Below are 14711 nucleotides of genomic sequence, written 5' to 3' on the forward strand. Positions count from 1 at the left end.
TCGACTCCAATTCCCGCCTTCGTACATGAGCAACGACAAAAAGACAGCCGCAGCGGCTCCAGCACCGAATTTCCTTCGCAACATCGTTGAACACGACCTGGCCACCGGCGCGCACCAGCGCGAAGGGCTGCCTCCCGTCATCACCCGCTTCCCGCCCGAACCGAACGGCTACCTGCACATCGGCCATGCCAAGTCGATCTGCCTGAACTTCGGCCTGGCGCGCGACTACCAGGGGCGCTGCCACCTGCGCTTCGACGACACCAATCCGGCCAAGGAAGAGCAGGAATACGTCGACTCCATCATGGACAGCGTGAAATGGCTGGGCTTTTCCTGGGAAAGCCAGGACCCCGCCGGCGGCGACGGCTACCTGCACTATGCCAGCGATTATTTCGACCGGCTGTACGACATGGCGGAATATCTGATCATGGCAGGCTATGCCTACGTGGACAGCCAGAGCGCCGAGGAAATGGCGGCCAACCGGGGTAATTTCAATACGCCGGGCGTGAACTCGCGCTTCCGCAACCGCCCCGCCGAGGAATCCCTGCAGCTGTTCCGCGACATGAAGGCCGGCAAGTATGCCGATGGCGAGCACATCCTGCGCGCGAAGATGAGCGAAGACGCGATGGCGTCGCCGAACATGAACCTGCGCGACCCGGCGATCTACCGCATCCGCCATGCGCATCACCACCGCACGGGCGACAAGTGGTGCATCTACCCGATGTACGACTACACGCACCCGATTTCGGATGCGCTGGAAAACATCACGCATTCCGTGTGCACGCTGGAGTTCCAGGATCACCGGCCATTCTATGACTGGCTGCTGGAAACGCTGGCCGAAGGCGGCTTCTTCAAGAAGCCGCTGCCGAAGCAGTACGAATTCTCGCGGCTGAACCTGACATACATCGTCACGTCCAAGCGCAAGCTGCGCCAGCTCGTCGAGGAAGGCATCGTCGATGGCTGGGACGATCCACGCCTGTCCACGCTGGTGGGCATGCGCCGCCGCGGCTTCACGCCCGAAGGCATCCAGCTCATGGCCGAACGCACGGGCGTGACGAAGTCCGACGGCTGGATCGACTTCGGCGTGCTGGAAGGCGCCGTGCGCGAAGACCTGGACCCGAAGGCGCCGCGCGCGATCGCCGTGCTCAAGCCCCTGAAGCTGATCGTCGACAATTTCGACGCCGCCGAGAGCGTGGAGTGCAGCTCGCCGGTGCACCCGCACCATCCGGAACTGGGCAACCGCACGTTCCCGTTCACCCGCGAACTGTGGATCGAGGAAGAGGATTTCATGGAAGTACCGTCGAAAGGCTACTTCCGTTTCTATCCGCCGATCGGCGACCAGCCGGGTGCGCGCGTGCGCCTGAAATACGGCTTCGTGGCCGAATGCACGGGCTACGACAAGGACGAGAACGGCAAAGTGACCGCCGTGCACGTCAACTACTTCCCCGACAGCAAATCCGGCACCGATGGCGCCAACAACTACAAGGTCAAGGGCAATATCCACTGGGTCAGCGCCAGCGGCGCGCTGGAAGCGGAAGTGCGGCTGTATGACCGCCTGTTCACGGACCCGCAACCGGATGCCGGCGGCAAGGACTTCAAGGAATTCCTGAACCCGAAGGCCAAGGAAGTGGTGACCGCGTACCTGGAACCGGGCCTGAAGGATGCACAAGCCGAGCAGCGCTTCCAGTTCGAGCGCCACGGCTACTTCATTGCCGACCGGGTCGATTCCCGGCCGGGCAAACCAGTGTTCAATCGCATCGTCACGCTGAAAGACAGCTGGGGCAGCGCGAAGTAACCCGGGAAAAACCGGGGACGTACCCCTGTTTTGAAGCAAAATTGGGGACGTACCCCTGTTTCACGGCAATTTTTCCCGGAAACAGGGGTACGTCCCCAGTTTTCTTGTAGGGCAAGGGTTATGCATGACGGCGACGGACGAGGGCTGCGTCCGCCGCAACGGTTCATGTCCGGTAGTCGCTTTGTTCTTGACGCAGCTCACTTCGACTGCCTATATTTTGACCACGAACCCAGCCCTCTCACCGCCCCGCCCATGAAACAACCTCTGTCAGGAAAACTGCACGAAGCCAAACCCTCCTGGTGGAGCGGCGTGCTGCTGTCGACGCTGGTCGGTGCCGGATTTTACGCATGGATGGCCAACTCGCTGGAAAGCGAGGCCCTGGACCGGTTCCGCAATCAGGCCCGCAGCATCCAGTACAACATCGCCGGCGGCATCAAGGCATGCACCGACGTGCTGCGTGGTGCTGCGAGTCATTTCCAGGCCAGCGAGGAAATGTCGCCCCAGAGTTTCCACCGCTATGTGCGGGGCCTGGACATTCCACACAATTTCCCGTCGATCGCCACGATCAATTTCGCGCAGTATGTGCCGGACGAGCGCCGCGCCACGTTCGAATACCAGATGCGCAGTGCGACGGTACGCGAGCTGGGATACCCCGAATTTCGTATCTCGCCTTCCGGCCAGCGGCCCGATTACACCGTCATCACCCTGCTTGAACCGATGTACGGCGCCAAAGGCAAGTTCGGGTACGACCTGGCGTCCCGTCCCGCCGTTGCCCGTGCCCTGGAGCTGGCGCGCGACACGGGCGCGATCTCCACCTCCGGCCTGCCGGTGCAATTGCCCGAAGCGCCCACGCAGTTCGGCATGCCGTTGCGCCTGCCCGTGTACCGGGCGGACATGCCGGTCGACACCGTGGCCGATCGCCGCGCCGCTTATATGGGCTCGGTTGGCATCGGCTTTTCCGTACCGCGCCTGGTGGAGGCGGCCATGGTCGATACGCCGGTGCGCGAAGTGCGCGTGCGGCTGTACAGTACCGTGGCTGGCACGCCGCCGAATGGCACGCAGCCCAATGGCCACCTGTTGTTCGACAGTACCGAATCCGCCGCCGGCCAGGCGCCGCCGGACGATCACGTTCAGTTGAGCCTGCCTGTGAACTACAACGGCAGGCTGTGGCAAGTCTATTTCGATGCACCCCGAGGGGCGCTGTTCTCGAGCTTCGACGCCTACCTGCCGTGGCTGGCCGCGCTGGTCGGCTTTGTCAGCACGCTGCTGATGTACGCGCTGTTCCATGCCCAGGTATCGTCGCGGCGGCGTGCGCTGCAGATGGCGCGCGACATGACGCGCGAACTGCGCGACAGCCAGGCAAAGCTGCAACTGTCGCACCAGCGGCTGCGCCGCCTGGCCGCGCATGCCGAGCAGATCAAGGAAGAAGAACGCAAGCGCATCGCCCGCGAAATCCATGACGACCTGGGCCAGAACCTGCTGGCGCTGCGCATCGAGGCCGATATCCTGGCCAGCCGCACCGCGCTGCGCCACCCGCGCCTGCACTCCCGCGCGACCGCCACGCTGAAGCAGATCGACGAAACAATCCGCAGCGTGCGCAACATCATCAACGACCTGCGGCCGAACGTGCTCGATCTCGGCCTGTCCGCCGCGGTGGAATGGCAGATCACCCAGTTCCGCAAGCGCTCCGGGATCGAATGCGACGTGCTCGACCCCGATGGCACGCCGGATGTGGACGACCGCTGCGCCGTGGCACTGTTCCGCGTACTGCAGGAATCGCTCAGCAACATCCAGCAGCATGCGCGGGCCACGCATGTGCGCGTGGAATTGCGCCAGCTCGGCGGCACCTTGCGCATGGTCATTGCCGACAATGGCATTGGCCTGCATGACGGCAGCCGCAACAAGAATGGCTCGTTTGGCCTCGTGGGCATCGAGGAACGCATGAGCTTGCTGGGCGGCGATTGCTCCATCGTCAGCCGCCCTCATGGCGGCACGACGGTCACCGTGACGGTGCCGGTGGCGTGGCGTGCCGCGCAGCCGGCAGTCGGTGTATTCGCCAATTAAAGTAATCATTCATATCAGCAAATAGTTGCATAGAAGTCTTCTATAGTTTGAGCCAGATCAATAGCTCCTTTGAACCAAGGGCAACAATAAGCCCTGGTTTAAATGCCTTGACCCATCTCAACAATAGGAGACTTGAAATGACCGACTACATCGCAATCGAAGAGCTGGACCTGGAACCCATCAAGGTCAAGCTGATGCACAGGGAATCAGGCGAAGGGTGGAGCCTGGCCCGCGCCAATGCGGTGGAAAAGGAATACCGGCGCTTCTTGATCCTCATGAAGAAATATCCTGAAGAGCAGGCTGCCCCGTTGATGGACGTGGACACGTTCTGGCATTACCACATCCTCGATACGTTGAAGTACGCGGTCGATTGCCAGGCGGTGTTCGGCTATTTCCTCCACCACTTCCCTTATATCGGCCTGCGCGGCGAGGAAGACGAGGAAGTCCACCAGAGCATGGGCGAACGCATGAAGGAACTGTACGAGGAAACGTTCGGCGAGGATTACATCCGCGCAGGCGCCACCGCCTGGTCGGGTCGCGCGCCCGCATCGCAGGAAGCGCAAACCGCCTGGTCGGGCCGTGCACCGGCATCCCTTGAAGCGCAGACCGCCTGGTCGGGTCGCGCACCGGCATCCCTCGAAGCGCAGACCGCCTGGTCGGGCGCGGCAACGGCACTGGCTGCAAAGACCGCCTGGTCCGGTGCGGCAACGGCACCGTCGGCAAAGACCGCCTGGTCGGGTGCGGCAACGGCACCGTCTGCAAAGATTGCCTGGTCGGGTGCGGCAACGGCACTGGCTGCAAAAACGGCCTGGTCCGGTGCGGCAACGGCACCGGCTGCAAAGACCGCCTGGTCGGGTGCGGCAACGGCACTGGCCGGCCAAACTGCCTGGTCGGGTCGCGCACCGGACGCGCAGGCAGCGACAATCGATAGTGCGCCAACTCCGGCGGTCATCCCGATCTATACCGTGCGGCCGCGACTGCCCCAAGCAGCGGTCTGACGCACTGTCGCGGAACCGCCACAGCGGTTCCGCCTCCCTCGCCCCTCACATGCGCACACGATTGAATCGTTGCTTGCAATCCATAAAGAACGTCCTATACTAGGGTCTATTGATGTTTCCTTGAATCAATATCAATTCAAATACGGCATCGCCGTCGCCCCCCTTGGAGAGGATGTACATGGTTTCTACCGAACATTTCAAACAAATTGCCGAACTCGACCTTGAACCCATCAAGGTCAAGCTGATGCACGAGGAATCGGGCGAAGGCTGGTCGCTGGAAAAGGCTGACGCCGTCGAGTTCGAATACCGCCGTTTCCTGTACCTGATGAAGATGTTCCCGAACGAGCAGACCGCGCCGTTGATGGACGTGGACACGTTCTGGCATTACCACATCCTCGATACGATGAAATACGCGGTCGACTGTGACAAGGTGTTCGGTTACTTCCTGCACCACTTCCCGTACATCGGATTGCGCGGTGAAGATGACGAGGAAGCGCACCGCCGCGTGGGCGACCGGATGAAGGAGCTGTACGAGGAAACCTTCGGTGATGCCTACCTGCGCAATGCCGAGCCGGCCTACTCCGGCCGTATCAGCGCGAACTCGGCATATTCCGGCCGTATCGGCACCGATGTCGCCTATTCGGGCCGCATCGGCACCGACACGGCATACTCGGGGCGCATCAGCGCGCAAACCGCTTATTCCGGCCGCATCGGCACCGATGTGGCCTATTCCGGACGCATCAGCACGGACACCGCCTATTCCGGCCGTGTTGCCTATTCCGGCCGTGCCACCGCACCGACCGTCGCCGCGCAAACGGCTTATTCGGGTCGTATCAGCGACGCGAACGTCAGCCCGAAAACGGCTTACTCCGGCCGGATCGGTACCGAAACGGCCTATTCCGGCCGGATCGACGCAGCACCGGCGCAGACCGCGTTCTACACGGAACGCCCGCGCCTGGCCTGATCGCCCTTCCCAAAAAAAGGCCGGCCCCATTCAGGGGCCGGCCTTTTTTTTGCACGATGCTCAGTGCGTCATCAGGTCGCGCAGCTCGCGGATCGAATAATCGCTGATCTCGTGCATGCGGATCAGGATGGTGGCACCGATCGGCAGCGTGTTGTGACGGATCTTGCTGATGACCGGTGGCGCTACCTCGAGGGCGCGCGACAGCGCCGCGTCGTTCTTCAGGTCCAGCTTGGCGATGATGGCGTCGAGGACGCGGTTCGGGTTGTATGACGGCGATGCGGTCAGGTCTTTCAGGAATGACATATTCAAACTTTCTCGGACAGTGCTCTCTTGAAGCAATAGCAGGGTTACCAATATTTCGCCGGTTCGTTACCGGTCTTTTGGTGACAAACGATCGCGCACGGCGAATTAGTTTGTATGCGGACAATATGGTACACCGATTTGCTTAATTTTTGGCAACTTGCGTGAGAATCCGAGAGATTTCGACAGCATATTCTGTGCTAGGAAACCGGTTGCGAAGGCGCCCGAGGCAGCAACAGCAGCAGCCAGCACCATGTGATGATGGTCAAGGCCGCGAATTCGGCCAGGGGCAGGCACACCGGCGGCGCCTCCTGCCGGGCCACCGGCAACTGGTGCCAGCCCAGTTCGCGCCGGAGTTCATCCGGCGAGGGCAGCGGCAGCGGCAACCCGGCGCGGGAAGAAACCCGGCGCCGGGCCATCCATGCCCGTACTTCTTCCTTGCTGGGATGCCGGCGGTTCGCGTCCATACGACCTCCTGGTGATGTCTGCCTACGGTAGTCGCAAGCACGGAAATCACGTTTGCGGCACGTCAATCCTGCCGGATGGCCGTTATGTTTTGTAGCCCGTCGGCAACGGTTGGATAACGCAGGCGAATGCCCAGTTCGCGCTTGGCCCGGCCGTTGGCCAGGCGGCGCGACTCGGACATGAAGGACAGCAGCGTTGGCGACACCACCTGCGCCAGCTGGGCACGCGGCAGGCGCGGTGGATGGGGCAGCCCGACGGCATCGGCGACGGCATCGAAATACTCGGCCATCCGCATCGCGCTGTCGTCGACTGCGTGGTACACCCGCTGCGGCCGGCCGCGATACAGCGCCGCCCGCAACAGTGCCGCCAGGTCATCCGCATGGATGTGGTTCGTATAGACATCGTCCGCAGGATCGAGGGCGGGGGTGCCCTGGCGCAGCCGCTCGAGCGGCAGCCGGTCCGCCGCGTAGATGCCCGGCACGCGCAGGATGGCCAGGTGGCCATGCGCACGGCGGGCCCAGCCACGCAACTGGCGTTCCGCGTCGACCCGCCGGCGAGCACGGATATTGCGGGGTGCCACCGGCTGCGTTTCATCGACGAGCCGCCCCGCCAGGTCCCCATAGACACCGGTCGTGCTGACATAAACGACCTTTGCCGCCTCGGGTAGAATGGCGGTCACATTGCGCGTGCGGGTATCGCGTTCGCCGGTACCCGGCGGCGGCGCCAGGTGGATCACGGTGTGGGCGAGGCCGGCCAGCCGGCGCAGCGTGCCTGGCTGGTCGAGGTCGGCCAGCACCGGCACCGCGCCCGCAGCCCGCAGAACGCCGACATCCGCCGTATCGCGGGTCACGGCGAAGACGCGGTAGCGTGCGCACAGCAGTGGCAACAGCCGCATGCCGACATCGCCGCAGCCAAGGATCAAGAGGCGCGGCTTCCCGAGGGTCCGGCCGGATTTTTGTTTGCTTGAGGTTTTCATTTCGAAAGATTGTATGACGTTTCAGATTACTGTTCAGCCCAGCGGCCACCAGTTTGCATGCGATGAAGACGAAACCGTGCTGGCGGCGGCCATGCGGGCGGGTGTCGGTCTGCCGTACGGCTGCAAGAACGGCGCGTGCAGCTCCTGCAAGGGCAAGGTGGTTGCCGGCGAGATCACGCACAAGCCGCATCAGCGCCGCGCGCTGTCCGAGGAAGAGGAAGTCCAGGGCATCTCGCTGTTCTGTTGCGCGATTCCCCATTCCGACCTCGTGATCTCCGCCCGCGAAGTGGCCGGCAGCGGCGACTTCCCCGTCAAGAAGATGCCGTCGCGCGTGACCACGCTGGAAAAGGTGGCGCCGGATGTGATCGTGATGACCCTGCAACTGCCCGCCAATGAAGTGCTGGAATACCGTGCCGGCCAGTACATCGAATTCCTGCTGCGCGACGGCAAGCGCCGCAGCTACAGCATGGCCAGCGCGCCGGGCGCCGGTCCCATCTCGCTGCATATCCGGCACATGCCGGGCGGGCTGTTTACCGACCAGGTGTTCAGCACCCTGAAGGAGCGCGACATCCTGCGCTTCGAAGGCCCGCTGGGCACGTTCTTCGTGCGCGAGGAATCGGACAAGCCGATGGTGCTGCTGGCGTCCGGCACCGGCTTTGCACCGATCAAGGCGATCGTCGAGCAGATGCAGGCTTCCCGCTCGCAGCGCAAGATGGTGCTGTACTGGGGTGGCCGCCGGCCGCGCGACCTGTACATGCATGCACTGTGCGAGCAATGGGCACGCGAGCTGCCGAACTTCAGCTACGTTCCCGTGGTGTCCGATGCGCTGGACGAAGACGGCTGGACGGGCCGCACCGGTTACGTGCACCAGGCCGCCGTGGCCGACCTGCCGGACTTGCGCGACTGGCAGGTGTATGCGTGCGGCGCGCCGATCGTCGTCGAATCGGCAAAGCGCGATTTCGTCGCCACCTGCGGCTTGCCGGAAGACGAGTTCTACGCGGACGCCTTCACCACCGAAGCCGACCTGGCCCAACCTTAATCACCATCGCGATCCCGGTTCCCGCCGGCCCTCCCGGCCGGACCGCGGGGCCGCGTAACACCACTGATCGCTTCATGTCCTCATCCAACGGCTTCGCCGTCCTGCGTCACCGTAACTTCGCGTTTTACCTGTCCGCCCGCATCCTTGGCACGCTTGCCGTGCAGATGCAGAACGTTGCCGTGGGCTGGCAGGTCTATTCGATGACCCACAACCTGTTTTACCTCGGCATGATCGGGCTGGCCCAGTTCGCGCCCTTCCTGCTGCTGATCCTGCCGGCCGGCCATGTGGCCGACCGCTACAACCGCCGCAACATCGTGACGGCCTGCCTGGCCACGCAATGGCTCGTGGGCGTGCTGCTGCTGGCGTTTGCCCACAGCGGCATGGCGATCGTGTGGCCGGTGTTCGCCGTGCTCGTGCTGTTCGGCAGCGCACGCGCCTTCATGGGGCCGGCCACGCAGGCAATGCTGGTGAACCTCGTACCCCAGCAAGACCTCAGCAAGGCGGTAGCGCTATCCTCCTCGAGCTTCCACGTGGCGGTGATTCTCGGCCCCACGCTGGGCGGCCTGCTGTACATCCACGGCCCGATTGCCGTGTATGCGATCGCCGCCGCGCTGCTGCTCGTGGCGACCGTGCTGATGGCGATCACCAAGGCCCCGCCGCAGGCCAGCAACCGCGAGCCGGCCACATGGCACAGCGTGCTGGAAGGCTTGCGCTTCGTGATGTCGCGCCCGATCGTGCTGGGCGCGATCTCGCTGGACCTGTTTGCCGTGCTGTTCGGCGGCGCCACGGCATTGCTGCCGGCGCTGGCCCACGACGTGCTGCACGTGGGCCCGACGGGCCTGGGCCTGCTGCGCACGGCGCCCGGGGCCGGCGCGGCATTGTGTTCCATCGCGCTGGCCTTCTTCCCGATCACGCGCCGGGTCGGCGCCTGGATGTTCGGCGGCGTGGCCGTGTTCGGCGTGGGCACGGTCGTGCTCGGCACCACCACCACGTTCACCATCGCCCTCGCCTGCCTGCTGCTGATGGGCGCGGGCGACATGATCAGCGTGTATGTGCGCCACCTGCTGGTGCAGTTTGAAACGCCGGACGCGATCCGCGGCCGGGTCAGCGCCGTGAATTCCGTGTTCATCGGCGCATCGAACGAGCTGGGCGAATTCGAATCCGGCGTCACGGCTGGCTGGATGGGCCTGTCGCGCGCGATCGTGTTCGGCGGCGCGGCCACCCTGGTCGTCACCGGGGCCTGGATCAAGCTGTTCCCTGTGCTCGCGAAGATGGACCGGTTCCCGCACCATGAGAAAGAGTTGGCGCAGCAGGCGAAGTAGGGCCTTGAAAACACGGCAATGTGCTGCACTTAACAACAGAAGGGCCCCGTAAGACGTAACATCAAGCCATACACAACGAGGAGAACAACAATGCAAGTTCAAGTGAATACCGACAAGGCCATTACCCATGATGCCAACCTGGACAACCACGTCGAAAGTGTCGTTCGCTCGGCGCTGGAACGCTTCGGCGAAGCCATTACCCGCGTCGAGGTTCACCTCGGTGACAATAACGGTCACAAGACCGGTCCGAACGACAAGCGCTGCATGATGGAAGCCCGCGTGGCCGGCATTCCACCGATCGCCGTGACCGACCAGGCCGGCGACCTGCACCAGGCGATCACCGGCGCCTCCGGCAAGCTGGTGCGCGCACTGGATACGGCCATCGGCAAGCGCAGCGACGTCAAGCACAACACGCCTGTCGCCGACCTCGTGCAACCGGACGCCGTCGAGACCGACGACTGACCGGCACGGTCGACGATTATCCCGCCGCGGCCAGGCCGCGCAGGTACGCCAGCCCGGCCAGTGCCCGGCTGCCGTACCACGACATCATTTCCCCATCCACGAGCTGCACCGGCTTGCCGACTTGCTTTTCCAGCGCTTCGGCATGCGCTTCCGTGAACCGGTACGGCTCCGTGGACAGCAGCACCTGGTCGATACCCGCCACCAGCGTATCGTTCCAGTCGAAACGGGGATACCGGTCGGGCCCGAGTTCAGGCACGCTCCAGCCGATTTCCGCCAGCATGGCCGCGATATACGTGCCGCGCGACACGGTCATCCAGGGGTCCTGCCAGATGCAGTACAGCACGCGCTGCGGCGGCCCTTTCGGCATGGCGCGCAGCACGGCCAGTTCGGCGGCAAACGCATCGCACCAGCGGCGCGCCGCGTCATCCGCGCAGAATATGCCGCCCAGCAGGCGGGCAAGCTCCAGGTTGTCTTCCGGCCGCTGCGGGTGCGTGACGATTACGTGCGGCACGAACGTGGCCAGCAGGTCGGCCACCGGCTTCGTGTTCTCATCGATGTTGACCACGACGTGCGTGGGCGCCAGCGCGCGCACCCGGTCGACGTTGACATCCTTCGTGCCGCCCACCTTCGGGATATCGCGCAGCACGTCTGAGGGATGGATGCAGAAACCCGTCCGGCCCACCAGTTGGCCAGCCAGCCCCAGCGTGCACAGCAGTTCAGTGATCGAAGGCACCAGCGACACGATGCGGGCATTCGGATCGGGCAAGTGCGCGTGGCCAAGGGCATCGATGAAGTTCATGTTGCTAAAGAAAGTAAAAGTAGTGGATTGAAACAAGTTCAGCCGCGTTCGACCGACTTTCATGCGCTATCATGGCATGACTTCCTGGAAACCCCGCCGTGAAACTACTTAGCACTTTCGCCGCTTCCCCCTACGACATCGCCGACTTGCACCTGTTTCGCGATGTCGATATCGCCAGCGCCGCAGCGCTGCTGGCGAACTGCCCCGTGATGCTGACGGCGGCGGGGGAAGCGGTATCCGATCCGGCACGGCCGCGCCTCGTGATCGTGCTGCGCGGCGCGCTGGCCGATGCCACGGGCGATGGCGCCACGACACGGATACTGCCCGGCGAAAGCGCCGGCGAACAATCCGTGCTCGACGGCGAGGCCGACCTGTCCGGCCTGAAGGCGCTGGAAGCAAGCGAACTGCTGCTGATCGACGCCGACCTGGCCTGGCGCCTCATCGAGGAAGCCGACGGCGTCGCCCGCAACCTGCTGCGGCTGCTGTCATTCCGCATCCGCGCCGCCAGCATGCAACTGCGCCGGCGGCAAAAGCTGGGCGAATTCTACCGCCAGCTGTCGCTGAACGATGGCCTGACGGGCCTGTACAACCGCGCCTGGCTGAACGACGTGCTGCCGCGGCTCGTCTCGACGGCGCACGCGACACGCGCGCCGCTGTCGCTGATCATGCTCGACATCGACCATTTTAAAAAGTTCAACGACCGGCACGGCCACCAGTTGGGGGACAGCGCGTTGCGCATCGCCGCGCAACTGCTGGCGGGCGCATTGCGGCCAACGGATTTCGCCGCGCGCTATGGTGGCGAGGAATTCATGGTGATCCTGCCCGATACGCCGGGCGCGGTCGCGGCCGGCGTGGCCGAGCGGCTGTGCGAACGGATGCGCGAGACGATGGTGTTCGACGACATGCGGCTGCCGCTGCCGCACGTTACGGCGTCATTCGGCGTCGCTTGCCTGGCCGATGGGCAGGACGATCATGCGCTGGTCGCCGCCGCCGACGGGGCGCTGTACCGCGCGAAGGCGGCCGGGCGCGATCGGGTCATCGTGGCTGTCGAGGTAGCCGTGACTGCGCAGCCCGCTGCTTAGAGCGCCTGGCAAAATCGTCATTTCACCTTAGAACAACAACATCGAATACAAGCTGTTGCGGCAGACCGCTCTCAGCCAAAGGCGGATATGCGCTCGTTTAACTTCCTTGTCCTGCGATCGCCGAGGCATCGAGCTATTTTTCTTCACCCATCGTGCGCAAGGACTTTGCTCGATGGTTATGTCTTCCATCGTCAAAGGGCTGTGCACGCGAATTAACGTAAGTTAAATGTAGTTGCTCGATATCCTATAGCAAATCTCGGTCCAGCATTGCTAATCCGCAATCATCGAAATGGCAACCGTAATTGACCTTAGGTGCGTTCAGAGGTGCCTGACGAACGAAAATTCCTCATCTGGAGGCACATCGTATCGATATAAGGTACGATTACCAGCGTGATCCTCTTCCTTATAGCAATTATTCCACCGGCTTTGCCAGCCTATTTCCATGACCATAGCTGAATACATTAGAGCAAACAGTGAAAAAATACTTGCTGAATGGGATGTATTTGCGCTGACTTTGGGAGCGGTTACCGAAAATATGTCAAGCGCGGATTTGCGGGATCACGCCAAGCAGATATTGGAGTTTGTTGCGGCTGATATCGATGACCTGAAGCAAGATCCTGCTGGAGACAGTCCACGTAGCCCAGCAGCGCCCGCCGATTCCAAGGACAGTGCTTCATATATCCATGGCCGATTGCGATATGCCAGTGGTTTTACACAACTACAGCTTATTGCCGAGTATCGGGCGCTTCGTGCCAGCGTACTGCGGCTTTGGGAACAAGACAGCGTATCGATCTCGCGGGACAGTCTCCGCGACGTTATTCGCTTCGACGAAGCGATAGATGAGTCGATATCTGAAGCGGCGATGGCATTTTCCGAGAAAGTCAACGAAACCCGTGACCTGTTTTTAGCGATTCTCGGGCACGACCTACGTAGCCCCTTGGCAGCGACTTCGACTGCGGGAACCTATCTATCGACACCTGGTGTGTTCAACGAGCAAGTGAGGCAGATAGGCGGCCGAATTAAGAGAAGTGCGGTGACGATGTCGGGTATGGTGGACGATCTTCTAGCTCTCGCCAGGACCCAGCTCGGCGATGGCATTGCAATCGAACGAGAGGCTTGTGATCTCCTCCAGATGTGTGAATGGGCAATAGAGGATGCGCGTTCCGCACATCCACGTGCGTTATATGAACTGCGTGCCATTGGCAATCTTACCGGTAGCTTTGACCGCCCGCGACTCCAACAATTGCTGACGAATTTGGCAAACAATGCTGCACAGTATGGATCGCCAGGTATGCCTATTCTGATCAGCGTATCCGGTGAGGCAGAGCGCATAGTCTTAATGGTGCGCAATCAGGGACCGACGATCCCGAAAGACGCTTTACCCAAATTGTTCAGTTCGCTAGTTCAGCTACCAGAACAGAATGGCGACGAGAGGCCACGGAGCAGCCTTGGGTTAGGGCTCTTTATTGCAAAGCAAATTGCAGTGGCACATGGAGGCAGCATTGATGTGACGTCGGACGAGGTAAATGGCACCGCATTTACAGTGACTATCCCTCGAACATAAAACTGGGGATGGTGGATTTTTCAAATCGAAAGCAGCTGCCCAACGCCCAAATCCAGTTGAGGCTTCGCGGACGTCCACTACGGAACGGTAGCGATCATGTGCGACCACGGGACCAGGCGAGGATGAGGGCCGTATTTGCAGACGGACTGATGTCATGGCCCGCGCACTTCCCTCCAACGACCTTTGGTCTCTTGTAGAAGCCCATCTTCCAACCCACCATCGATCACCGGGAGGTGGGCGAGCACGCATCAGTGATCGTGCAGACCTGACGGGAACCCCTTTCATACTCAGGACCCGGATACCTGTACCTGGTTCTCTTCAACCCGGTACTGTGTTCACGCCGCTTCTTTCTCTTCCTTCGGCTGCGCCGCCCGGGCGGCGAAATCGTCGAAACCCTTCATCACGAATTCATACGTCTTGTCGATGCTGGCGGCCACGTCACCGTCCAGCACCTTCAAGCCCTTCAGGATGTCGCGCGCTTCCTTGAAGCCCTGTTCGACGCCGCCCTTGACGGCACCCATAAATTTTTCCAGTGCCGCGCCGTCTTCCATCTGCGGGTTCTGGCGCTTGAACACCTCGAAGAACCCGCTGGCCAGCGAGACGATGCGGTCGGCCGTCGCCTGCGGCGAATTGTCGTGCCGGGCCGCGTTCTGCACGGCGTTCTCGCCGAGCTCTGCTTTCAGCGCTTCATTGATGCTGGTGATCGCCGACTTGTACAGCAGCGCCTGCGGATTGCTGCCGACGCCGATCGAGATCGACGCGGAAGCTTCCATGATCGATACGTTCAACTGCATTTTCGCCCGGGCCGCGGTGACTTCGCCCTGGTTGGCCACCTTCGAATCGGTCGAGATGGTCTTTGAATTGAGGGAAATGCTGTTTGCCAC

14 protein-coding genes are annotated in these 14711 nt (G+C 62.3%); 9 read left to right on the top strand and 5 right to left on the bottom strand.

All coding sequences use genetic code 11. The annotated features are described in order from the left end of the window. The first annotated feature begins 25 nt into the window (after window positions 1-25). The 4 genes from EWM63_RS06615 to EWM63_RS06630 all read left to right on the top strand — a co-directional run bounded on the left by EWM63_RS06615 (window position 26) and on the right by EWM63_RS06630 (window position 5818). Complete coding sequence (locus EWM63_RS06615) at window positions 26-1792, top strand: glutamine--tRNA ligase/YqeY domain fusion protein (RefSeq protein WP_130185818.1); 1767 nt, start codon at window positions 26-28, stop codon at window positions 1790-1792. Window positions 1793-2044: 252 nt separating this feature from the next. Continuing rightward, window positions 2045-3856: a CHASE domain-containing protein gene (locus tag EWM63_RS06620; protein ID WP_229487768.1), complete on the top strand. Its 1812-nt coding sequence runs from the start codon at window positions 2045-2047 to the stop codon at window positions 3854-3856. 137 nt (window positions 3857-3993) lie between these two features. After that, window positions 3994-4854 (top strand): glycine-rich domain-containing protein, encoded by an 861-nt coding sequence (locus EWM63_RS06625; RefSeq protein ID WP_229487769.1) that lies wholly within the window; start codon window positions 3994-3996, stop codon window positions 4852-4854. 178 nt (window positions 4855-5032) lie between these two features. Beyond that, window positions 5033-5818, top strand: coding sequence for a glycine-rich domain-containing protein (locus EWM63_RS06630; protein WP_130185819.1), 786 nt, complete (start codon window positions 5033-5035; stop codon window positions 5816-5818). 60 nt (window positions 5819-5878) lie between these two features. Here the strand turns inward: EWM63_RS06630 and EWM63_RS06635 are convergent, their stop codons facing one another. From EWM63_RS06635 to EWM63_RS06645, 3 genes are all read right to left on the bottom strand, one after another. Next, window positions 5879-6121, bottom strand: coding sequence for a hypothetical protein (locus tag EWM63_RS06635; protein WP_130185820.1), 243 nt, complete (start codon window positions 6119-6121; stop codon window positions 5879-5881). A 197-nt stretch (window positions 6122-6318) separates the two neighbouring features. After that, on the bottom strand, window positions 6319-6585 hold the full coding sequence (locus tag EWM63_RS06640) for a hypothetical protein (RefSeq protein ID WP_130185821.1): 267 nt from the start codon (window positions 6583-6585) through the stop codon (window positions 6319-6321). Window positions 6586-6647: 62 nt separating this feature from the next. Next, window positions 6648-7478 (bottom strand): sugar nucleotide-binding protein, encoded by an 831-nt coding sequence (locus tag EWM63_RS06645; protein ID WP_229487770.1) that lies wholly within the window; start codon window positions 7476-7478, stop codon window positions 6648-6650. Window positions 7479-7572: 94 nt separating this feature from the next. On the opposite strand from EWM63_RS06645, the gene EWM63_RS06650 reads away from it, so the two are divergent. From EWM63_RS06650 to EWM63_RS06660, 3 genes are all read left to right on the top strand, one after another. Beyond that, window positions 7573-8598 (top strand): CDP-6-deoxy-delta-3,4-glucoseen reductase, encoded by a 1026-nt coding sequence (locus EWM63_RS06650; protein WP_130185823.1) that lies wholly within the window; start codon window positions 7573-7575, stop codon window positions 8596-8598. A gap of 74 nt (window positions 8599-8672) precedes the next feature. Then, window positions 8673-9920, top strand: coding sequence for an MFS transporter (locus EWM63_RS06655; RefSeq protein ID WP_130185824.1), 1248 nt, complete (start codon window positions 8673-8675; stop codon window positions 9918-9920). Window positions 9921-10010: 90 nt separating this feature from the next. Beyond that, window positions 10011-10382 carry an HPF/RaiA family ribosome-associated protein gene (locus EWM63_RS06660; RefSeq protein WP_130185825.1) on the top strand — a complete coding sequence of 124 codons (372 nt, stop codon included), beginning with the start codon at window positions 10011-10013 and terminating at the stop codon, window positions 10380-10382. A gap of 16 nt (window positions 10383-10398) precedes the next feature. Here EWM63_RS06660 and EWM63_RS06665 read toward each other — a convergent pair whose 3' ends face one another. Continuing rightward, window positions 10399-11181, bottom strand: a complete 783-nt coding sequence (locus EWM63_RS06665; protein ID WP_130185826.1) for a helical backbone metal receptor — start codon at window positions 11179-11181, stop codon at window positions 10399-10401. Between the two features lie 98 nt (window positions 11182-11279). Here EWM63_RS06665 and EWM63_RS06670 point away from each other — a divergent pair, with 98 nt between their 5' ends. Together EWM63_RS06670 and EWM63_RS06675 are read left to right on the top strand one after the other, a co-directional pair. Further along, a complete protein-coding gene (locus EWM63_RS06670; RefSeq protein ID WP_130185827.1) occupies window positions 11280-12263 on the top strand; it encodes a diguanylate cyclase in 984 nt (327 codons plus the stop codon). A 442-nt stretch (window positions 12264-12705) separates the two neighbouring features. Continuing rightward, window positions 12706-13827 (top strand): sensor histidine kinase, encoded by a 1122-nt coding sequence (locus EWM63_RS06675; protein ID WP_130185828.1) that lies wholly within the window; start codon window positions 12706-12708, stop codon window positions 13825-13827. Between the two features lie 335 nt (window positions 13828-14162). On the opposite strand, the gene EWM63_RS06680 is transcribed toward EWM63_RS06675, so the two are convergent. Then, window positions 14163-14711 carry a DUF5610 domain-containing protein gene (locus EWM63_RS06680; RefSeq protein ID WP_130185829.1) on the bottom strand — a complete coding sequence of 183 codons (549 nt, stop codon included), beginning with the start codon at window positions 14709-14711 and terminating at the stop codon, window positions 14163-14165.

Source organism: Pseudoduganella lutea (assembly GCF_004209755.1).
GTDB lineage: Bacteria > Pseudomonadota > Gammaproteobacteria > Burkholderiales > Burkholderiaceae_D > Rugamonas > Rugamonas lutea.

Coding starts and splice junctions, on each gene's coding strand:
- EWM63_RS06615 (WP_130185818.1), top strand. CDS start 26: ATGAGCAACGACAAAAAGACAGCCGCAGCGGCTCCAGCACCGAATTTC.
- EWM63_RS06620 (WP_229487768.1), top strand. CDS start 2,045: ATGAAACAACCTCTGTCAGGAAAACTGCACGAAGCCAAACCCTCCTGG.
- EWM63_RS06625 (WP_229487769.1), top strand. CDS start 3,994: ATGACCGACTACATCGCAATCGAAGAGCTGGACCTGGAACCCATCAAG.
- EWM63_RS06630 (WP_130185819.1), top strand. CDS start 5,033: ATGGTTTCTACCGAACATTTCAAACAAATTGCCGAACTCGACCTTGAA.
- EWM63_RS06635 (WP_130185820.1), bottom strand. CDS start 6,121: ATGTCATTCCTGAAAGACCTGACCGCATCGCCGTCATACAACCCGAAC.
- EWM63_RS06640 (WP_130185821.1), bottom strand. CDS start 6,585: ATGGACGCGAACCGCCGGCATCCCAGCAAGGAAGAAGTACGGGCATGG.
- EWM63_RS06645 (WP_229487770.1), bottom strand. CDS start 7,478: ATGCGGCTGTTGCCACTGCTGTGCGCACGCTACCGCGTCTTCGCCGTG.
- EWM63_RS06650 (WP_130185823.1), top strand. CDS start 7,573: ATGACGTTTCAGATTACTGTTCAGCCCAGCGGCCACCAGTTTGCATGC.
- EWM63_RS06655 (WP_130185824.1), top strand. CDS start 8,673: ATGTCCTCATCCAACGGCTTCGCCGTCCTGCGTCACCGTAACTTCGCG.
- EWM63_RS06660 (WP_130185825.1), top strand. CDS start 10,011: ATGCAAGTTCAAGTGAATACCGACAAGGCCATTACCCATGATGCCAAC.
- EWM63_RS06665 (WP_130185826.1), bottom strand. CDS start 11,181: ATGAACTTCATCGATGCCCTTGGCCACGCGCACTTGCCCGATCCGAAT.
- EWM63_RS06675 (WP_130185828.1), top strand. CDS start 12,706: ATGACCATAGCTGAATACATTAGAGCAAACAGTGAAAAAATACTTGCT.